This window comes from Plantactinospora sp. WMMB782 (assembly GCF_049179135.1).
In the GTDB taxonomy this organism is placed as follows: Bacteria; Actinomycetota; Actinomycetes; order Mycobacteriales; family Micromonosporaceae; genus Plantactinospora.
This window is the reverse complement of sequence record NZ_JBMHMC010000007.1, coordinates 4,197,139-4,216,423: the sequence shown is the minus strand read 5'-3', so window position 1 is coordinate 4,216,423 and position 19,285 is coordinate 4,197,139. Positions and strand designations below refer to the sequence as shown.

General features: G+C 73.1%; 21 protein-coding genes. 8 read left to right on the top strand and 13 right to left on the bottom strand.

Translation table 11 applies throughout. The annotated features are described in order from the left end of the window. Window positions 1-30 precede the first annotated feature (30 nt). Entirely contained in the window at window positions 31-1,002 is a 972-nt protein-coding gene (locus ACN28A_RS21255) for a GlxA family transcriptional regulator (protein ID WP_421397341.1), read from the top strand. A 50-nt stretch (window positions 1,003-1,052) separates the two neighbouring features. On the opposite strand, the gene ACN28A_RS21250 is transcribed toward ACN28A_RS21255, so the two are convergent. The 3 genes from ACN28A_RS21250 to ACN28A_RS21240 form a co-directional block, all read right to left on the bottom strand. Beyond that, on the bottom strand, window positions 1,053-2,657 hold the full coding sequence (locus tag ACN28A_RS21250) for a PQQ-dependent sugar dehydrogenase (RefSeq protein ID WP_421397340.1): 1,605 nt from the start codon (window positions 2,655-2,657) through the stop codon (window positions 1,053-1,055). A gap of 85 nt (window positions 2,658-2,742) precedes the next feature. Then, a complete protein-coding gene (locus tag ACN28A_RS21245; protein WP_421397339.1) occupies window positions 2,743-4,710 on the bottom strand; it encodes a vWA domain-containing protein in 1,968 nt (655 codons plus the stop codon). A gap of 2 nt (window positions 4,711-4,712) precedes the next feature. Next, window positions 4,713-6,230: a magnesium chelatase gene (locus ACN28A_RS21240; protein ID WP_421397338.1), complete on the bottom strand. Its 1,518-nt coding sequence runs from the start codon at window positions 6,228-6,230 to the stop codon at window positions 4,713-4,715. Window positions 6,231-6,328: 98 nt separating this feature from the next. On the opposite strand from ACN28A_RS21240, the gene ACN28A_RS21235 reads away from it, so the two are divergent. Continuing rightward, window positions 6,329-6,499, top strand: coding sequence for a hypothetical protein (locus tag ACN28A_RS21235; RefSeq protein WP_421397337.1), 171 nt, complete (start codon window positions 6,329-6,331; stop codon window positions 6,497-6,499). A 34-nt stretch (window positions 6,500-6,533) separates the two neighbouring features. On the opposite strand, the gene ACN28A_RS21230 is transcribed toward ACN28A_RS21235, so the two are convergent. After that, the gene (locus ACN28A_RS21230; RefSeq protein WP_421397336.1) at window positions 6,534-7,694 is read right to left on the bottom strand and encodes a hypothetical protein; all 1,161 of its coding nucleotides are present in this window, start codon (window positions 7,692-7,694) and stop codon (window positions 6,534-6,536) included. A 108-nt stretch (window positions 7,695-7,802) separates the two neighbouring features. Between ACN28A_RS21230 and ACN28A_RS21225 the strand changes: the two genes are divergently transcribed. Continuing rightward, on the top strand, window positions 7,803-8,123 hold the full coding sequence (locus ACN28A_RS21225) for a DUF6506 family protein (protein ID WP_421397335.1): 321 nt from the start codon (window positions 7,803-7,805) through the stop codon (window positions 8,121-8,123). A gap of 91 nt (window positions 8,124-8,214) precedes the next feature. Here the strand turns inward: ACN28A_RS21225 and ACN28A_RS21220 are convergent, their stop codons facing one another. After that, window positions 8,215-8,454: a hypothetical protein gene (locus ACN28A_RS21220; RefSeq protein ID WP_421397333.1), complete on the bottom strand. Its 240-nt coding sequence runs from the start codon at window positions 8,452-8,454 to the stop codon at window positions 8,215-8,217. After that, window positions 8,451-8,843 carry a hypothetical protein gene (locus tag ACN28A_RS21215; RefSeq protein WP_421397331.1) on the bottom strand — a complete coding sequence of 131 codons (393 nt, stop codon included), beginning with the start codon at window positions 8,841-8,843 and terminating at the stop codon, window positions 8,451-8,453. The genes ACN28A_RS21220 and ACN28A_RS21215 overlap by 4 nt, the downstream gene beginning before the upstream one ends. 129 nt (window positions 8,844-8,972) lie before the next feature. Here ACN28A_RS21215 and ACN28A_RS21210 point away from each other — a divergent pair, with 129 nt between their 5' ends. Further along, a complete protein-coding gene (locus ACN28A_RS21210; protein ID WP_421397330.1) occupies window positions 8,973-9,515 on the top strand; it encodes an AAA family ATPase in 543 nt (180 codons plus the stop codon). Here ACN28A_RS21210 and ACN28A_RS21205 read toward each other — a convergent pair. Next, a complete protein-coding gene (locus ACN28A_RS21205) occupies window positions 9,489-9,821 on the bottom strand; it encodes a hypothetical protein (RefSeq protein ID WP_421397329.1) in 333 nt (110 codons plus the stop codon). The genes ACN28A_RS21210 and ACN28A_RS21205 overlap by 27 nt on opposite strands. Window positions 9,822-10,359: 538 nt before the next feature. Here ACN28A_RS21205 and ACN28A_RS21200 point away from each other — a divergent pair. Together ACN28A_RS21200 and ACN28A_RS21195 are read left to right on the top strand one after the other, a co-directional pair. Next, window positions 10,360-11,163, top strand: a complete 804-nt coding sequence (locus ACN28A_RS21200; RefSeq protein ID WP_421397328.1) for a helix-turn-helix domain-containing protein — start codon at window positions 10,360-10,362, stop codon at window positions 11,161-11,163. Next, window positions 11,154-11,342: a DUF397 domain-containing protein gene (locus ACN28A_RS21195; protein WP_421397327.1), complete on the top strand. Its 189-nt coding sequence runs from the start codon at window positions 11,154-11,156 to the stop codon at window positions 11,340-11,342. The genes ACN28A_RS21200 and ACN28A_RS21195 overlap by 10 nt, the downstream gene beginning before the upstream one ends. A 32-nt stretch (window positions 11,343-11,374) precedes the next feature. On the opposite strand, the gene ACN28A_RS21190 is transcribed toward ACN28A_RS21195, so the two are convergent. Then, the gene (locus ACN28A_RS21190) at window positions 11,375-12,226 is read right to left on the bottom strand and encodes an SAM-dependent methyltransferase (protein WP_421397325.1); all 852 of its coding nucleotides are present in this window, start codon (window positions 12,224-12,226) and stop codon (window positions 11,375-11,377) included. 136 nt (window positions 12,227-12,362) lie between these two features. On the opposite strand from ACN28A_RS21190, the gene ACN28A_RS21185 reads away from it, so the two are divergent. Next, the gene (locus ACN28A_RS21185; RefSeq protein WP_421397324.1) at window positions 12,363-13,178 is read left to right on the top strand and encodes a peptidylprolyl isomerase; all 816 of its coding nucleotides are present in this window, start codon (window positions 12,363-12,365) and stop codon (window positions 13,176-13,178) included. A 95-nt stretch (window positions 13,179-13,273) separates the two neighbouring features. On the opposite strand, the gene ACN28A_RS21180 is transcribed toward ACN28A_RS21185, so the two are convergent. The 4 genes from ACN28A_RS21180 to ACN28A_RS21165 all read right to left on the bottom strand — a co-directional run bounded on the left by ACN28A_RS21180 (window position 13,274) and on the right by ACN28A_RS21165 (window position 17,329). Then, window positions 13,274-14,590 carry a hypothetical protein gene (locus ACN28A_RS21180; protein WP_421397323.1) on the bottom strand — a complete coding sequence of 439 codons (1,317 nt, stop codon included), beginning with the start codon at window positions 14,588-14,590 and terminating at the stop codon, window positions 13,274-13,276. A gap of 29 nt (window positions 14,591-14,619) precedes the next feature. Then, the gene (locus tag ACN28A_RS21175; RefSeq protein WP_421397321.1) at window positions 14,620-15,189 is read right to left on the bottom strand and encodes a SigE family RNA polymerase sigma factor; all 570 of its coding nucleotides are present in this window, start codon (window positions 15,187-15,189) and stop codon (window positions 14,620-14,622) included. A 77-nt stretch (window positions 15,190-15,266) separates the two neighbouring features. Then, window positions 15,267-15,926, bottom strand: a complete 660-nt coding sequence (locus ACN28A_RS21170) for a response regulator (protein WP_421397320.1) — start codon at window positions 15,924-15,926, stop codon at window positions 15,267-15,269. Beyond that, complete coding sequence (locus ACN28A_RS21165; protein WP_421397319.1) at window positions 15,923-17,329, bottom strand: sensor histidine kinase; 1,407 nt, start codon at window positions 17,327-17,329, stop codon at window positions 15,923-15,925. Before ACN28A_RS21165 ends, ACN28A_RS21170 begins: the two co-directional genes overlap by 4 nt. Before the next feature lie 128 nt (window positions 17,330-17,457). Here ACN28A_RS21165 and ACN28A_RS21160 point away from each other — a divergent pair, with 128 nt between their 5' ends. Continuing rightward, window positions 17,458-18,315: a class I SAM-dependent methyltransferase gene (locus ACN28A_RS21160; RefSeq protein ID WP_421397318.1), complete on the top strand. Its 858-nt coding sequence runs from the start codon at window positions 17,458-17,460 to the stop codon at window positions 18,313-18,315. A 31-nt stretch (window positions 18,316-18,346) separates the two neighbouring features. Here ACN28A_RS21160 and ACN28A_RS21155 read toward each other — a convergent pair whose 3' ends face one another. Continuing rightward, the gene (locus tag ACN28A_RS21155; RefSeq protein ID WP_421397316.1) at window positions 18,347-19,222 is read right to left on the bottom strand and encodes a metallophosphoesterase family protein; all 876 of its coding nucleotides are present in this window, start codon (window positions 19,220-19,222) and stop codon (window positions 18,347-18,349) included. Window positions 19,223-19,285: the final 63 nt, after the last annotated feature.

Below are 19,285 nucleotides of genomic sequence, written 5' to 3'. Positions count from 1 at the left end.
GTGACCACAGTCACGCCAGGGATTCGACCGGTGCGGCCGCACCGGGTGGTGGTGCTCGCCCTGGACGGTGTGGTCGGGCTGGACCTCGGCACCCCGGCCCAGGTCTTCGGCACCGCCCGGAACGCCGACGGCGAGTCGCTCTACACCATCACCACCTGCTCGGTCGGCGGCCGGCCGGTCCGCAGCACCGCCGGATTCCAGGTGTTGCCGGACCACGGGCTGGAGATCCTGGCCGGGGCGGACACGATAGTGCTGCCCGGCATCCACGACGGTGCGCCGCTGACCGTGGGCACCGTCGACCCGGAGATCCGGGCGGCACTGCGGGCGGCACACGAGCGGGGCGCACGGATCATGTCGATCTGCACCGGTGCGTTCGTGCTCGCCGCCGCCGGCCTGCTGGACGGCCGCCCGGCCACCACCCACTGGGCGTACGCGGCCCGGTTCCGCCGGTTCCACCCGAGCGTACGGCTGGATCCGGCGGTGCTCTTCGTCGACGACGGCGACCTGCTCACCTCGGCCGGGGTGGCGGCCGGGCTCGACCTGTGCCTGCACGTGATCCGGACCGACCACGGCAGCGGGGTGGCGAACCGGACGGCCCGGCGCTGCGTGGTGCCCTCCTGGCGGGACGGCGGGCAGGCGCAGTACATCGAGCGACCGCTGCCCGAACTGACCGCCACCGGCACCGGCCGGACCCGGGAGTGGATCCAGGCCCGGCTGCACGAGCCGCTGACCCTGGCCCAGATGGCCGGGCACGCCAGCATGAGCGTCCGGACCTTCACCCGGAGGTTCCGCGAGGAGACCGGGCTCAGCCCGGCACAGTGGCTGCTGCGGCAGCGCACCGAGCAGGCCCGGATCCTGCTGGAGAGCACCGACCTCGGCGTCGACCAGGTGGCCCGGCGGTCCGGCTTCGGCACCGCCGCCGCGCTGCGCCAGCAGCTCCACCAGCGGATCGGCGTGCCGCCGAGCACCTACCGCCGCACCTTCCGGGCACCTTCGGGCTGATGAGGGGACCCCCGCCACAACCGGGGGCGGGAGTCCCCTCTCCGTCGGGCTCAGCCGCAGGTGTTGCCGTTCAGGGTGAAGCTGGTCGGTGCCGGATTCGGGCCGGTGTTGCTGGCCAGGAAGCTGAACGTGACGCTGCCGCCGGGCGGGATGCTCGGGTTCCAGCTCGCGTTCCGGGCGGTCACCACCGCGCCGGACTGGCTGCCGGTGGCGTTCCAGAAGGTGCCGGCGCGCTGCGCCCCCGGGAAGGTCCAGCCCACCGTCCAGCCGCTGACCGGCTCGGTGCCGGTGTTGGTGACCGTCACGGTGGCGTTGAAGCCGGTCCCCCACTGCTGGTCGACCCGGTAGCCGACCAGGCAGGCGGCCGGCGGGGCGGTGCTGCCGAACTCGATCCTGTGTAGCTGGCCGGGCAGGTCGTTGACCAGGTACAGCTCGCCGTTCGCGTCCTGGCCGAGGCTCGTCGGCTGGATGGTCAACTCGGTGAGTGCCCGGGTGGCGTACGCACCGCCGGGGCTGGCCGGGGGCCGGACCACGAATGCCGTACCGGAGCAGTAGTCGGTGGCCAGGTAGGTGCCGGTGGCGATGTCGGCGTACTCCTGGCCCCGGTAGACGTACCCGCCGATCACGGCGCAGCCGTCGGTGGAGGTGCGGTACGAGTAGACCGGCTCGACGTACTGCGCGCCGGCCTGGCAGCGGTCGGGGTCGAAGACCTGCGGCCCCTCCCGGCACGACCAGCCGAGGTTGGCGCCGCCCTGGTCCGCCCGCAGGTGGTCGATCTCCTCGTAGGTGCCCTGGCCGACGTCGGCGATCCAGAGCGACCCGTCCCCGCCCAGGTCGTGCGAGAACTTCCACGGGTTGCGCAGCCCGTACGCCCAGATCTCCGGCCGGGCGTTCGCGGTGCCCACGAACGGGTTGTCGGCGGGTACGCAGTACGGCCGACCGTCGCAGGAGCGGCTGACGTCGAGCCGGAGGATCTTGCCGAGCAGGGTGTTCAGGTTCTGCCCGGAGTTGAGTACGTCGTCCGAGCCGCCGCCGTCGCCGAGACTCCAGTAGAGGTGACCGTCCGGGCCGAAGGTGACGTGCCCGCCGTTGTGGTTGGAGTACTCGCTGTGCGGTTGGCTCAGAATCACCTGCTCCCCCTCCGGCGGGATCGGGTTCTGTCCGGCCGAGTCGAGGGTGAACCGGGAGAGCGTGACCGCGCCGTCGGGCAGGGCGGTGTAGCTGACGTACAGCGTCCGGGTCTGCGCGAAGTTCGCCGGGGTGGCCAGGCCGAGCAGGCCGCGCTCGTTGCCGGAGGTGTCGACCCGGTCCCGGATGTCCAGCAGCGGCGCGGCGGCCAGCCCGGTCTCCGGGTGGTAGACCCGGATCGTCCCCTGCTTCTCGGCGATCAGCAGCCGGTCGCTGCCGTCGTCGAGGCCGAAGATCGCGGTCGGCCGTTGCAGCCCGAAGGCGAGCTGGGTGGTGCTGACGGTGAGCTGGTCCAGCGGGACCGCCGCCGCCGCGACGCCGCCCGGGGCGGCCTGCCCGGCGAGGGTGGCGGCACGGTCCGGGGCGGGCTGGCCGGCCGCTGGCGGCGCGCCGAAGGTGACGAGCGGGGCGATCAGGGCGGCCGTACCGGCCAGGCAGAGCCGCCCGAAGAATTGACCACGCAGCATATTTACTCCCATCGGTTAACAGGAAGGTAATGCTGCGGGTGATTTCTAGATCATGACGTCCCGGATTATGGGAACGCTCCCACCGTCAGCCGTTCGGCCGCCGGCCGCGCCGGGACCGCAGGTAGTCCGAGACGACGTACTCGCCGAGGTCGTCGAGGTCCGGGGTAAAGACCCGGCCGCCGCAGCGTCGCGCCATCGCGTCGACGAACCGGCGCAGCCCGGGGTCCTCGCCGAGCATGAAGAGGTTCATCGTGGCGCCGTACCGGGTCAGCTTGTCCACCTCGGCGACCGTCAACTGGATGGTCTCCGGCAGCGACGGCCAGTTGAAGACCCCGCCGCCGAGTTCCGGATCGAGGTGTGCGGTCGGTTCGCCGTCGGTGACCACCAGCACCACCGGCTCGGCGCCGGGATGCCGGCGCAGGTGCCGGCCGGCCAGCATCAGCGCGTGTTGCAGGTTGGTGCCCTGCACCATGTCCGGCTCCACCCCGGCCAGCTCCTGCTGGGTCAGCGGCATCGCCTCCCGGCCGAAGCCGATGATCTGCAACGCGTCCTGCGGGAAGCGGGTGGCCATCAGGTGTGACAACGCCAGCGCGGTCTGCTTCATCGGCCCCCAGCGCCCCTCCGAGATCATCGAGAAGGAGAGGTCGACGCAGAGCGCCACCGCCGCCGAGGCGCGCCGCTCGGTCTCCACCACCTCGAAGTCCTCGACCGCCAGCGCCACCGGCACCCCGGCACCGCCGCGCCGGACCGCGCGGGCCAGCGTACGCACCACGTCGAGCGGCTGCTCGTCGCCGTACTCCCACGGGCGGGAGGCGCCGGTCACCTCACCGGCGGCACCGGCCGAGCGCAGTTCGTGCTGCCCCTGCCGGCCGGTGGAGAGTTCGGCGAAGATCCGGCGCAGGGCGGTACCGCCGAGCCGGCGCAACGCCTTCGGGCTCAGGGCCAGCCCGTCTGCGCCCCGGGTCAGCCAGCCCTGCCGGCGCAGCTCCCGCTCCAGCTCGCGCAGCCGGCGTACGTCGTCGGCGGCGTCCCGGCCCAGGTTGCGCCGCACCGACTCCACGTCGATGTCGTCCAGGGTCGCCCCCGGGTGCTCCTGGCCGAGCTGGTCCAGCAGGTCGTCCAGGTCGGCGATCTCACCGAGCGCCCCGGCCGCCTCGCCGTAGCCGAGCGGCTGGTCGCCCCGGACCCGCTCCCGGCGGTCCCAGGCCAGGTCGGGGCGGAGCGAGCGCAGGTTGGCGTCCAGCGCGGAGAGCTGCCCGGCCAGTTCCGGGCCGAGCGAGGACTCCATCAGCCGGGAGAGCTCCTCGCGCTGGGCCGGCGACAGCGAACGCATCAGCCGCTCCCCCGCGGCGGCCCGCCGGGCCAGCGCGTCGACAAGCTCGTCCACCGTGCCCGGATTCTCCGGAAAGAACTCGCCGTGCCGCCGCATGAACTCGGCGAACGCGTCGGTGGTGTCCTCGCCCCGGTCGTGCCGGGCCAGCAGGTCGTTGAGGTCGCCGAGCATCTCGGCGAGCCGGCGCTGGGCGGCCGGGTTCGCGGCGGCGCCCTGCATCGCGTCGCGCAACCCGCTGAACCGCTGCTCCAGCACGTCCCGGCGCAGCCCGTCGAGGATCTGCTGGTAGGCGGCCCGCGCCTCGTCGCTGACCCACTCGTAGCCGGCCAGTTCCTCCACCGCCCGCGCGGTCGAGGAGGGCAGGTTGTCGAGTACCGCCTCGGCGAACCGGGCGTCGTCGTCGTCCCGGCCGCGCAGCTCGTCGCGCTCGGCGGCCAGCGCCTGGTCGAGCAGGGCCCGGGACCGGGTCACCGCGCCGTCCAGGTCACCCCGGCGCAGCGCCTCCCGGCGCAGCCGCCGGGCGCGGGCGACCAGGTCGTCCAGGCCACCCCGGCCCTGCGGGCCGCGCCGCAGCAGGTTGCGCAGCGCCTCCCGCAGGCTGCCGCCGGACAGCACCTCGGAGCCGACCGAGTCGACCGCGGCCCGCACGTCGTAGGGCGGGGCGAGCGGGTCGGGACCACCGCGCCAGGAGCCGTACCGGAAACGGTTTCCGCCGGCCACGGTCAGGCCCAGTCGTCGTCGCGGGCCGAGCGCTCGCCGGGGCTCCGGCCGCCGTCGGGGCTGCGCCCGCCGTAGCGGGTACGTCCCTCGTCGGTCACGTCCTTGGCCAGCCGCCGGGTCAGGTGCAACCCTTCGAGTACGAACTCGATCCCGGCCGCCGCCTCGGCCGGCGTCGGCGCGTCGCCGAGCCCGAGCCGGTCCAGCGCCTTCGCCAGCCCCGGCACGGTGCCGACCTGCCTGAGCAGCTCGGTCGGGCCGACCAGCTCGCCGGTCTCGACGACCGCACCGTCGGCGACCAGCGCGGTGAAGCCGGAGACGTCCAGCCCGGCCAGCCGGGCCCGGAAGGTCTCGGCGGTGGCGGTCCGGAGCAGGTGGCCGAGGATCTCGACCTCCCGGCCCTCCTCGCCGCTCTCGAACTCGACCTTGCCACGCAGGGTGCTGGTCACCGAGACCGCGTCGCCGACCCGGGCCACCGGTTCGGTGTCGGCCGGCGCCGCCGGCTGCCCGTCCGGGCCACCGGCACCGAGCAGCCCGGCCCGGCGCAGTGCGGCGGCCGAGACGGTCTCGGCGGCGGCGATCGCGAACCGGGCCGAGACGCCGGAGCGCGGGTCCACGGCCGGGGACTCCCGCACCGCGCGGGCGAACCGGGCCAGCACCTCGATCACGTGCTCCGGCACCGCCGCGACCAGCTCCGCCTCCTGCCGGATCAGCTCCAGCTCCAGCTCCAGGTCGAGCGGGTAGTGGGTGCGGATCTCGGCGCCGAACCGGTCCTTGAGCGGGGTGATGATCCGGCCCCGGTTGGTGTAGTCCTCCGGGTTGGCGCTCGCCACCAGCAGCAGGTCCAGCGGCAGCCGGAGCTGGTAGCCGCGTACCTGGATGTCCCGTTCCTCCAGCACGTTGAGCAGCGCCACCTGGATCCGCTCGGCCAGGTCGGGCAGCTCGTTGACCGCGAAGATGCCCCGGTTGGTCCGGGGTACCAGCCCGAAGTGGATCGTCTCCGGGTCGCCGAGGGTACGCCCCTGGGCCACCCGGATCGGGTCCACGTCGCCGATCAGGTCGCCGACGCTGGTGTCCGGGGTGGCGAGCTTCTCGCCGTACCGCATCGACCGGTGCAGCCAGCCGACCGGCAGTTCGTCGCCGGCCTCCCGCACCGCCCGGCGGGCCGCCGGGGTCAGCGGGTGCATCGGGTGCTCGTTCAGTTCCGAACCCCGGATCACCGGGGTCCACTCGTCGAGGAGCTGGCCCAGGGCGCGGATCAGCCGGGTCTTGCCCTGGCCGCGCTCGCCGAGCAGCACCATGTCGTGCCCGGCCAGCAGCGCCCGCTCCACCTCGGGCAGCACGGTCTCGTCGTAGCCGACGATGCCCGGGAAGCGGGGCTGCCCGGTCCGGAGCCGGGCCAGCAGGTTGTCCCGGAGTTCCTGCTTGACGGTCCGGTACCGGTGCCCGGCGGCGCGCAGCGCGCCGAGGGTGCCCGGCAGCTCGGCCGGCGGGGTCGGTGGGACCTGGGAAGTTTCCGTCACGCACCTACGCTAGCTCTCGATCGTGTCGATCGCGGGTCGCGCACCGAGCTGTCAAGATCAGCCGGTACCGCCGGCCCGTTCACGAAACGGGGAGGGTCATGAGCACACCAAGCGAAACCGGGACGAAGCTCGGCATCGCGATCGGCCTCGGGGTGTCCGCCGGGGTGCTGTTCGGGCTGCTGATCGGCAACATCGGGCTGGGGATCGCGTTCGGTGTGCTGGGCGGTGTGATCGTCGGCACGTTGCTCTCCCAGCGCGGCGGCGACTGAGCGGGTCCCCGCCGCCGGTCGGCCGCCGCGCTGGTCAGCAGTGGGCACAGGCGCCCCGGCGGCGCAGGTGGTAGGCGAGGGTGGCGGCGCCGAGCGCGATCCCCCAGACCGGCCAGAGCGCCATCGGGATCAGCGTCAGGCTGCCGCCGCCCAGTTCGGCGAGGAGTTCCGGCTGCCCGTAGAGGGCCAGCCCGGCGGCGGTGACCGCCACCGCGACCCCGGTGGCGGGGACCACGGCCAGCTTGACCGGCACCCGCCGGCCGGCCAGCCCGACCATCCAGCCCGGGAACCGCTCGCCCCACCGCTGCACCAGCCCGAGGGTGAGCACCGCACCGACCGCCCCGAACGCGGCCAGGCCGGCGCCGGCCCAGACCAGCCCGGTCCGGTGCATCTCGCGGAGGAACCCGTCGGTGATCCCGAGCGGGATGCCGGCCGCCCAGGCGAACCTGGTGACCGCGTAGAGCACCGGGATCAGCGCCGCTATCCCGACGGCCCACCGCCCCCAGCGGGCCGCCGACTCCGCCGAGGTCCAGCCCGCCCCGCCGGCCCGGCGCCCGCACCACGGGCAGGCTCCGGCGGTACGGAACTGCCAGGCGAGTACGGTCCGGGCCAGCAGCAGCCCGGTGGCGACCGAGAGCACCTTGTAGCCGAGCGCCAGGGTGAACAGTTCGGAGTGGTCCACCGGCGGCCAGCCGAACGGCAACCCTCCGATCAACATCGGGGCGTACCCGAGATAGGTGAGCACCTGCACGTCCGGCACGACGAGCAGCAGTACGGCCACCGCCAGCCAGCCGTAGCCGAGCAGCGCGCGCCGGGCCGCCCCGGGCGGGCGTACCGCGTGCGGGCCGGTCGTCGCCAGCGCGGTGACCGCCGCGCCGAGCAGCAGTACCGCGAAGAGCGGCGCACCGACCTCGGCCGGTACCCGCCAGAGCAGGCTGCCGGCCCCGTCCGGGTCGGCGGTGCCGAACGGGTAGCCGCGACCGGTGACGGTCCAGACCAGCGCGAGCGACCCGAGCAGTGCGCTGCTGCCGGCGGCCAGGTAGCCGGTCCGGTACCGGCGCCGCTCGGCGGTCCGGTCCTCCGCCCGGCCGACCTGTTCGACGTTGACCATCGTGGTTGCCTCCTCGACGTAGCCGGGCCGCACCCGCTGGCCAGCCCCGATGTCCCCACCATCCGGGCCCGCGCCCCCGCCCACCTCACGTACCGGAGTGACCCGCTTCCCCCACCGGAGGGAACGGGTTGACCTCAACCACCATTGAGGTACGACGATGGTGTCCTCCGAGCGGACGAAGGAGTTGTCGAGGTGAGTACCAGTTGGGCGTACATCTACGGACAGCCCGGCGCCGATCCGGTCGCCGACCGGGTGGTGCTGGACCGCGCCGGCCAGCGCACCACGCTGGTGCCCGTACCGGACGAGTCGCTGGCCGCGTCGATCGCCCTGGAACTGGTCGAGGAGGGCGTCGGGCTTATCGAACTGTGCGGCGGCTTCCCGGTGCCGGCCGTCGCCCAGGTGATCGAGGCGGTGGGCGGGCGGGTGCCGGTCGGGCACGTCACCTTCGGCGCCGAGTCGGTGGCCGGCGCCGCCGCCTACAGCGCCCAGTTCGACCCGACGTCACGGGGTTGAGCCCGACCCGCAGTCCGGGGTGATCGAAGACGCGTGGGGCGGTCGCATCGCCGCCGGGTGCAACATAAGCACTCGCCTGCTCGTTGAGCCACTAGTACGGAAGGCCCAGTTCGTCGGCGACCACCCGAGCTTCGTCCAGCACTATGCCGTGCGGTCGGAACACGGCGTCGATATCGCGGGTCGCCCGACGGGCATCGTAAGCCAGGGCCATGGCCGCGCCACCAAAAACGTACAAGTCTGCAACAACCCCGCGCCGGGCCAGCCGATCTCCCAGCCGGCGAAAGGCATCCTCGATCGCAGCACGATCCAACAGCGGATCGGCAGCGCTCACGCGACGTTCAACTCCTGGGCGGCAACGTATACGCCGCGACGTCGAAACGCGGCTGGGGCGTGCACCATCGCATCGACCCGGGCCGCTCGGGTATTGAAGGGAAACCAGAGCCGCCGCAGCGAACGCGACTCAACCCACCGCGGCGCACCGCGTCCGTCTTTCGCCGACAGATGCTCTGCCAGGGCTGCGAGAAACACGTCCCAGCGCTCGTCTCCGGTGGGAGCCGGCTCCGTCGTCAAAAGATCTCGGCGAGAGTCGACTGGTTCCCACCGGTATTCTTCCAGGAACTCCGCCACGAGCCGCCACCGCCGCACCTCGTCGGCCCCGGCGAGCAGTACGCCGAGGCGCTCCAGCGTCAGGGGTTCGTACGGGGAGATGCGATTCGTCACAGCTCTGACGCTAGTACACGGGGGTTTGCTGGGCTCGGAGAGGACGGCGCAGCGCAGTTCGAAACAGCCACCCAGTGCTGAACGACCCGCTGGGCCGCAGGCCAGCGTGCGGTACCTTCGGTCGCTGAGATGATCGAACTGTCGTCCGCCGTGCTGGTGCTGACCGGGGCAATGGCCACCGGCAAGTCCACCGTGGCCCAGCGGCTCGCCGAGCGGCTGCCCCGGGCCGCGCACGTCCGGGGTGACGCCTTCCGCCGGATGATCGTCTCGGGCCGTCGGGAGTTCACCCCGGAGGAGCCGGACGAGGCCGCCGGGCAGCTCCGGTTGCGCTATCAGCTCGCCGCCGCGACCGCCGACGGCTACGCCCGGGCCGGCTTCACGGCGGTACTCCAGGATGTCGTCCTCGGTCCCGTCTGGGCCGACTACCTGGGCCTGGTCGCCACCCGGCCGCGCTTCGCCGTCGTGCTGGTGCCCCGTCCGGAGGTGATCCACCGCCGCGAGCAGGGCCGGACCAAATCGGGGTACGGCGCGTGGACGGTGCGGGCGCTCGACTCGGCCGTGCGCGACGGCACACCCCGGCTCGGCCTCTGGCTGGACAACTCCGACCAGACGCCGGACGAGACGGTGGACGAGATCCTGGCGAAACTATCCCTCGCCCGGCTGCCCGACTGAACCGGACGGGTCGGCGGGGCCGGCGGGATCGGCGAAGCCGGACGCCTGCTCCCGCCGCCGGATGATCTCCATGCGCGGAGCGACCCAGCCCAGGAACCGGGCGTACATCCGGGCCGGGTCCGGCCCCGGCTCGGGATTGAGCAGGTAGAGGTCCCCCATCGCCGCCGCGAACGCCTCGGCCAGGCAGGGCCACTCCACCCCACAGGCCCGGCAGAGCCAGGCCGGCCGTTGCGGCAGATGCGCCCGTTCCGGCCGTCCGTCCGCCTCCCGACCGGTACGTCGACCGCCCGGCGCGGGCCCGGTCACCGCTTGCCGCCCCTTGACCAACCGGTGTGGCGGGACGGCTCGATCTTGGCCGGCACCCGACGGCCGGCATGCCGAGCGCCGTTCACGCCGGTCGGGACGTTCCAGTCCCGCAACTGCCCCTGGTTCGCCGGCCGTACCCGCCCACGCACCGACGGCCTCGGCTCGGGCGGCACCGGAACGGGTGGCGGCGACGCCGGGACCTGCGGCGGGAGCAGACCGAGACACCCCCAGCGGTGCCCGCACCGGCAGTACCGCCAGAGCCGCCGCCAGTCCCGACGGTGGATTCTCGGGGTACGTCGAAACCAGCTCACGCCCGGCACCTCCTCGTTGGGTGGAGCGGGGGCCGCCTCGGGTGGGGAAGGGAAACCGACGGCCCCCGCGCGGTTCCGCCCGTCCTTTCCGAGGCCATGGCTCCGAGCGGTTCCGCTAGTGACACTCTGCTGTGCGGAGCACTACGCTGGGGAGCTTCTCGATCGGTACGAGCAGTGCGTATCCGAGCCTGTCCCGCCAGGTATGCCGCCGTCATGGAGGGGTCATAGTGGAACGATCTCCGATGCTCGAACACTTCGCCGAGGAGTTACGCCTCGCCCGGGCCGCCGCCGGCATGTCCCAGGCCGCGCTGGCCGAGACGATCAACTACTCCCAGCCGATGGTCGCCAAGGTGGAGGGTTGCGAGCGCCGGCCGAGCATCGACTTCGCCCGCCGCTGCGACGCGGTCTTCAACACGGACGGCCGTTTGGTACGCATCCAGAAGCGGATCAGCCGGGAGATCGTCGTGCACTACTTCCGGGAATGGGCCGGCGTGGAACAGGAGGCGAAAGCCCTGCGGTCCTTTGAGCCGGCCTACGTGCCGGGTCTCCTGCAGACGGAGGCGTACGCCCGGGCGGTCCTCTCCGGACCGGGGCTGCTCTCCGCCGAAGAGGTCGAGGAGCAGGTGACCGCGCGACTGGACCGGCAGGAGATCGTCGCGCGGGCCAAGCCGCCGCTGCTCACCTTCGTGCTCGACGAGTACGTGCTCCGTCGCCCCGTCGGCGACCGGGCCGTGATGCGCGAACAGTTGCTGCACCTGGTCAAGACCGGCACCAACGTGCCACAGGTGCGGATCCACGTCGTGCCGGCCTCGGCCGGCGCCTACGCCGGGCTGGACGGTTCCTTCGTGCTGGCCACCTCACCGGCCGGCGAGACGCTCGTCTACTTCGACGGGCACCGGCACGGCCAGATGGACGACCGCGCCGAGTACGTCAACTATATGATCGACGTCTGGGAGACCGTCCGGAGCGTGGCACTGCCGCACCAGCAGTCGCTCGACCTGATCGCAGAGGTGGCGGAGACGTGGATCTGACCGGAGCCAGGTGGCGCAAGTGCACCCGCAGCAACAGCACCGGCGGCAACTGTGTCGAGGTGGCCGACAATCTGCCGGGCGTCGTGGCCGTGCGGGACAGCAAGGACCCGGGTGGACCGGTGTTGGCCTTCGGGCCGGACGCGTGGCGGGCCTTCGTCAGCGAGCTGACCCGGCGGTAGTTCGAGTCGCGCGGTCAGCGCGCGGGGAGTACTCAGGGCTTGCGCAGCACAGCGCCGTACTCCATGACCCGCCGGTTCTTCCTGCTGGCGCCCAGGAAGGGGCGCAACGGCTCGTCGACCTGCGCCAACGGCGGCTGGTCCGGGTCGGGATGCCAGTCGACGACCTCGACCAGACCGGGCTCCACCAGGTCCATCCCGCGCAGCAGCTCGGCGACCTCTTCCGGGGTACGGTTCCGCCACACCAGCCCCAGGTTGCGCGACATCTCGTTCCCCTCGTCCACCGCCGCCCGGTCGATGCCGCACATCTGGGAGAAGACGAGATAGCTGCCGGGGGCGACCGCGTCCCAGACGGTCCGGAGCATGGTCCGCAGGATCCCGTCGTCGACGATGGAGTGCCCGATGGAGAGGAAGAGCGTGGCCACCGGCTCGGAGAAGTCGATCAGCCGCCGCGTCTCCGGGTCGGTGAGGATCGGCTCGGTCTCGGTCATGTCGGCCGCGATGACCGTCGTGCTGTGTTCGTCGGCGAGCAGCGCCTGGCCGTAGGCCAGCACGATCGGGTCGTTGTCGACATAGACCACCCGGGCGTCCGGCTGGAACTGCTGGGCGACCTGGTGCACGTTGGCCTGCGTCGGCAACCCACTGCCCATGTCCAGGAACTGCCGGATGCCGGCGTCCCGGGCCAGATAGCGGACCACCCGATAGAGGAAGAGCCGGTTGTTGCGGGCCGCGTCCAGTCCCTCCGGGAAGTGGCTGGAAACGACCTCCATCGCCTCCCGGTCGACGGCGAAGTTGTCCTTGCCGCCGAGACAGTAGTCGTACATCCGGGCCGAGGTGGGCACGTCCTGTTGGATCGCGGGCCGGTTTCCGTAACTGGGCGAGGTCACGACATCAGCTCCACAATCGGCAAGACGCTGAACATACCGGGTTGCGGCCGAGAGTTTACCCGGTGAGCCTCACCGGCACGGTGCCCGGAAGCGGCGGCAGGACCGCTGAGCCGGGCACTGTCGGTAGGCTGGCCGGGTGAATCAGCCGCAGGCCCAACCGCCGCCGCACGGTCCCGTCCCGCCCGCTCCGGCGTACCAGACGGGGGCGCCACCGAAGCCGAACCGGCGCCCGCTGGTGATCGGGCTGGTGGCCGCGGCGGTGGTCGCCGTGCTCTGCCTCGGCGTCGGCTGCGTCGGCGCGGTGGTCTTCTACCTGCGCGACGGCAGGCTGGACGCGGGCGGCGGCGGCACGGACACCCCGGACGGGCCGGGCACCACGTCGGCGCAGTGCGCCGGCACCGTCACCCAGCCGCACGCCCAGACGAAACCCGTCGGGCTGCCCGACTTCGACGGGGCGCCGGCCGCCGGCACCGCCACGATGCGGATGAGCACGAACCTCGGCCAGATCGAGATCAGCATGGACCGCTCGCGCACCCCGTGCACCGTCGCCAGCTTCCAGCACCTCGCCGACCGGAAGTTCTTCGACGGCAGCAGTTGCCACCGCCTCGTCACCGAGGGCATCTTCGTGCTCCAGTGCGGCGACCCCAGCAGCACCGGGCTGGGCGGCCCCGACTACCGGTTCACCGACGAGAACCTGGGCGGCGCGCAGTACGGCCGGGGCGTGGTGGCGATGGCGAACACCGGCGAGCCGGGCAGCAACGGCAGCCAGTTCTTCATCATCTTCCGGGACAGTTCGAGCGGGCTCCAGCCGCTCTACACCCCGTTCGGCACCGTCACCACCGGGCTCGACGTGGTGGACCGGGTGGCCGCCGGTGGCCACGACAACTCGATCTCGGCCGGCGGCGGGAAACCGAACCAGGAGATCACCATCCAGACCCTCTCGGTGGGCTGACCCACCGACCCGAGGCCACCGAACCGGCGAAGCAGCCCGCCCCCGCTGTCTGACCAGCGGGGGCGGGCTGCTCGCTTCGACACGTCCGCCGGCCGTCAGCGGACGTTCAGCGGTTCCCAGTGCCAGCCGTCGGTCGAGCCGTAGCTGACGTCGCCGTCGCCCCGGGCGTAGAGCCAGCCGTCCGGGGTACGCCGCACCGGGCTGAAGATCCGGGGCAGGCCGGCGAGTTCGACCGGTCGGTAGTCCGGTGCACCCGGCCGGGCGGCCCAGAACCGGTACGTGCTGCCCGGACCGGCCCGGCCGACGGGCGCCTGGTAGACGACGTGGCTGCCGTCCGGGGTGACGAACGACCCGGAGTCGGCGCCCTCGTACGGGATCCGGTCCGCCGCCTCGCGTCGCTGCCAGTCCCCGGCCGTGGTGTACCGGTAGACCGCCCGGTCCCGCCCGTCCGTCAGCATCGCGTGGTCGACCCCGCCGGGGCCGGTGGCCACCTGCACCATCGGACAGTTGTCCGCGCCGCACTCCGACGCCTCGGTGAAGATGTGGCTGGACCAGCTCCGGCCGCCGTCCGTACTCGTCACGATCGACGGCCGGTGGGACTCCCGGTCGTAGCCGGAGACCCGGAGCCGGCCGTCGCCCTGCTCGATCACCTGGCGGTCGACGAGCGTCGACGGCGGCTGGACGGCCAGCGGCGAGATCCGGTTGGCGACCGGGTCGAAGGCGTACACCCGGCACGGTTCGGTCCCGGGGATCGGCTCCGACGAGCCCGCGTCCGCTGTCGCGTCGGACCCGTCGTCGGACCCGCCCTCGGACCCGACGTCGGGTCGGCAGACGGCGTGGCTGCCCGGTGCCACCGCCGGCACCGCCGGACCGGTGCCGGTGGCCCGCCAGGTCCGCCCGCCGTCCCGGCTCGCCAGCAGCGTCCACGCCCCGGCTCCCGACGGATCCGCCGGCCGGTCGACAAGCAGCAGCCCGGGGCCGAACACCTGCATTCCGATGAACCATCCGGGGTCGCCGCGCTCGGTCCAGGTCCGGCCGCCGTCGTCCGTGCCGACCAGTTGCCAGGTGGTCTTGCACGGGCCGCCCTGCTCGCAGGTCGACAGCCCGAGGTAGACGTGCCGGGGATCGGCGGCCCAGATCGACTGGGTCGTTCCCTGGTGCGGCAGTCGACCGGGTTGCCCGGCGGTGCCGGGCGCCGCCGCCTGTTCGGGCGGGGCCGGCGTGCTTGCGGGCAACGCCACCAGGGCGGCGGTGGCGGCCACCACCGCGGTCGCCCCGAACGCGGTACCGGCGGCTGCGGCGCGTCGGCGGCGCAGCCGGCGCCGGCCCGCCGCGTACACCTCGTCGGCGAGCAACCGGGTCGGTGGCGGCGCCGGGGCCGCGTCCTCGAAGAGTTCCCGCAGCTCGGTCATGTCCTCTGGTGCTCCTCTCCTCCGCCCGGTCATCTCCTGCCCTCCGCCGGCACCGGGACCAGCCTCTCCGCCGGCACCGGGACCAGCCTCTCCGGCGGTACGGCGTCGCCGAGCAGCCGGCGCAGCGTGGCGAGTCCCCGGGCGGTCTGGCTCTTCACCGTCCCCTCCGAGCAACCCAGCACGGCGGCCGTCTCGGCGACGTCGAGCTGGTGGTAGTAGCGGCAGATCAGCGTCACCCGCTGCCGGGGCGGCACCTCCCGCAGCGCGCGGGCGAAGACCACCCGCCGGGTGGCGCGCTCCGCGTCGTCGTCCGGCCCGGCCAGCTCGGGTGGCTCGGCGACCACCCGCTCGCGGCGCCGCCACACCCGCCTGGTCTCCGCCAGGTACGACCGGACCAGGCAGGTGCGCAGGAACGCGTCCAACGCCTGCGGGTCGCGTACCCGGTGCCACGCCGACGCCAGCCGGATGAACGCGGCCTGGGCCAGGTCGTCGGCCCAGTGCCAGTCCCCGCACATCAGGTACGCCGACCGCCGCACCGTGTCCCGCCGCGCCGCGAAGTACTCGCTGAACTCGCGCCGATCCTCGTCGTCGCCTCGCATCCCGCTCCTCTCACCGGTTAGGTGCGCGGCGGGACCGGAACTGGTTGCCCGGGACACCGGGAAAATCCGGCGGGTTCTCAGCCTCCCGGCGACGGCACCACGAAACCCGCCTCGTACGCGGCGATCACCGCCTGGGTGCGGTCCCGGGCACCGAGCTTGGCCAGTACGTTGCCGACGTGCGTCTTGACGGTCTCGACGCCGAGCACCAGTTCGGCGGCGATCTCGGCGTTGGACAGGCCGGTGGCCATCAGCCGCAGCACCTCCGCCTCCCGTTCGGTGAGCCGGGCCCGGTCGAGCCGGTCGCCGGCCGGGCCGGTGGCGTGCGTCGCGACGAGCCGGCGCAGCGCCGCCGGGAAGAGCAGCGACTCCCCCTTGGCGACCACCCGGATCGCGTCGACGATCTCGGTCGGGCGGGCCCGCTTGAGCAGGAAGCCGTGTGCGCCGGCCCGGAGCGCCTGGTAGACGTACTCGTCGTTCTCGAAGGTGGTGACCACCAGGATCCGGGGCGGTTCGGCCGAGGTGGCGAGCAGGTGCCGGGTGGCCTGGATGCCGTCGATGGCCGGCATCCGGACGTCCATCAGCACCACGTCGGGGCGGAGTCGGGCGACAAGCGGCGGCACCTCGGCCCCGTCTGCGGCCTCGCCGACGACTGTCAGGTCCGGCTGCGCGTCGACGATCGCCCGCAGGCCGACCCGGATCAGCTCGTCGTCGTCCACGACCAGCACCGTGACGGTCACGTCCGCTCCAATCCGCGCCGCTCAGCCGCGTCCTGCCGGCCCGCTCGCATGCCGGTGCCGGTGCCGGTGCCGGTGCCGGTGCCGGTGCCGGTGCCGGTGCCGGTGCCGGTGGGCAACGAGACCGCGATCCGCCAGTTGCCGTCCTCGGGCCCTGCGCTGACCCGGCCGCCGAGCAGGACGACCCGTTCCCGGATGCCGGCCAGCCCTCGGCCCCGCCGCCCGGGTCGCCGCTGTACCGGTGCGGACGCCTCGCCTGGCACGTCGACCGGTCCGATCGGGTTGACCAGCTCGATCTCCAGGGTGTCGTCGTGGGCCGCGACGCGCAATCGCACCGGCCGGCGGTTGGCATGCCGGGCGGCGTTGGTGAGTCCCTCCTGGACGATCCGGTAGCCCTCCCGGGACACCACCGCCGGCACCGCGCCGAGGTCGCCGGCCAGCTCGGCGCTGACCGCGAGGCCGGTCGCCCGGGTGTCGGTCACCAGCCGGTCCAGCTCGTGCAGGGTACGCTGCGGCGCCCGGGGCGGCCCGGCACCGCCGTCGGCGGTCTCCGCCGCACCGGCCGGCTCGGCCTCGTCCCGCCGGAGCAGCCCGAGTACGTGGTCCAGGTCGGCCATCGCCGACCGGCCGGTCTCCTCGATCGCCCGCAGCGCCCGCCGGACGAACTCCCGGTCGGTCTCCAGCAGTTCGCCGGCGGCTGCCGCCTGGAGGGTGGCGACGGTGAGCGCGTGCCCGACCGAGTCGTGCAGTTCCCGGGCCAGCCGGTTGCGTTCGGCGAGCCGGGCGGCCTGCTGTTCGAGCGCGGCGATCCGCTCGGTCTGGGAGGGGCCGAGCAGTACCGGCGCCATCAGCCTGGCCAGCGCGCCGAGCCCGGCGACCGCGTAGCCGAGCAGCACCAGCACGCCCAGCCCGACCAGGCTGAGCCAGCCCCGGTGCCAGTCGGCGAGCGGGCCGATCCGCGCTCCGTCGAGGGCCTCGGCGCCGATGCCGAGCTGGACGAAGAGGAAGACCAGCGCCATCGGCAGTGTGGCGATCAACGCGAACCCGACCAGGCCGCCGGAGACCAGGTGGACGCCGATCCAGAGGGCGCTGCGCAACCGGGTCTCCCGGTCGATCCGGCCGTCGGCCACCGGCTCGGCCAGGTCGGCGTCGAGCAGGGTACGCGCTGCGGCGATCTCCAGCGCCCGGGTACCGCGCAGGAACAGCGGTACGGCGGCGATCACCGTGGCGGCCGCGAGCAGCAGCAGTACCGCCGGACGGGGCACCTCGGAGCTGCCCAGCATCTCGGCGAAGACCGTGCCCAGCAGCAGGTACGGCAGCATGAGTACGCCGCCGAGCAGCAGGAACACTCCCCGGCGGTAGGTTGCGCCACTGGTCAGTGGTGCCAGGGCGGCCCGGAGTGTCACCCGGCCATTCTCCCCCGGGCGGGCGGATCCGCTCCGCCCCGGGCCACACACCTGGCCCGATAGGCGTGGAAGATCCGATTTTGCTGCCTACTAGCGAAAGTATCGCCATAAAGGACAGAATTCCCCGCATGGCTGTTGGAGAGTTCCAGACGCAGGTCGTCCGGCGTGCCCGGGGGATCAGCGCCGCCCTCAGCACGCCGCCGTACGTGAAACCGGGCCACTTCTACTCGCCGGCCACCTCGCCGACGGACCGGAGCACCGCGGTCGGCTGGCGTGAGCTGTCCCCGGTCGGTGTGGACCTGCGGGAGGCGGAGCAGCTCCGGCTCGCCACCCGGCTCGGTCCGCTGATGGGCGACCTGCCCAGCGACCGCTGGCACGACCACAACGGCATGTACGGTCGCGCCGACGCCGCCGTGCTGCACGCGATGCTCCGGCACCACCGGCCGGCCCGGCTGATCGAGGTCGGCTCCGGCTACTCCACCGCGGTCGCCCTCGACGTCGCCGACCGCTACCTGCCGGAGCTGCGGATCACCTGCGTCGAGCCGCATCCGGAGCGGCTGCGCTCCCGGCTGCGCCCGGGTGACCGGGTCGACCTGGTGCAGCGCCGGGTGCAGGACGTCGACCGGTCCAGCTTCGCCCGGCTGGACTCCGGGGACATCCTGCTGATCGACTCCACGCACGTGGCCAAGGCCGGCTCGGACGTGGTCTGGCTGCTGCTGCACGTACTGCCCACGCTGCGTCCCGGGGTGATCGTGCACGTCCACGACATCCACTGGCCGTTCGAATATCCGGAGCGGTGGCTCCGGGAGGGCCGGGACTGGACCGAGGTCTACCTGCTCCGGGCGTTCCTCACCGACAACGCGGCCTGGCAGGTGCTGCTCTTCACCTCATGGCTCTGGTCGCGCCATCCGGAGGTGCTGCCGGCCGACCTGCGTGGCCTGCCCACCGGGGCGTTCTGGATGCGCCGGACCGCCGGCGCCGGCTGACCGGGGCGGCTCCGTCCGACCGGCGACGAAGTCACCAGACCAGGTCGCGGTGCGGCTCGGTCGCCTCGACCGGCAGGATCGGCCGAGGGCAGCGCGGCGGGTGCGACCGGGGCTGCCACTCGCGCGGATAGCCGAGCGACACCTCCTCGAAGCGGACCCCGTCGAACCAGTTGACCCGGGGGATGTGCAGATGCCCGTAGACCACGGCCGCCGCCCGGTAACGCCGGTGCCAGTCGGCGGTGTGCACGGTGCCGCACCACTGGGCGAAGACCGGATAGCGCAGGATCGAGGTGACCTCGCGGACCAGCGGGAAGTGGTTGACCAGCACCGTCCGGGTGTCGGGGGCGAGGTCGGCCAGCCGGCTCTCGGTGTGCGCCAGCCGGGCCGCGCACCACTCCTCCCGGCTGGCGTACGGGTCGGGATGCAGGAAGTACTCGTCGGTGCAGACGACCCCGGCCTGCTCGGCCAGCGCCAGCCCCTCCGCCTTGTTCCGCGCGCCGTCGGGTCGGAAGGTGTAGTCGTAGAGCAGGAAGAGCGGCACCACCGTCACCGGCCCGTCGGCACCGGTCCACACCGGGTACGGGTCCTCCGGGGTTACCACCCCGATCCGCCGGCACATCTCGACGAGCAGCTCGTACCGGGCGACTCCGCGCAACCGGACGGAGTCCTGCCGGGGTGTCCACAGCTCGTGGTTGCCGGGCACCCACACCACGGTGCTGAACCGCTCCTTGAGCAGCCGCAGCGCCCAGTAGATGTCCTCCACCCGGTCGGCGACGTCACCGGCGACCAGCAGCCAGTCCTCGTCCGAGTTCGGCACGAAGCTCTCGACCAGTCTGCGGTTCTCGGCGTATCCGACGTGCAGGTCGCTGACGGCCAGCAGGTCGCCGCCGGGACGCGAGGTGGCCATCGGGCGATCCTACCGACCCCGGCCGGCCGGCGGCGTGCGCGTGCACGACCTCCCTGGGCGGAA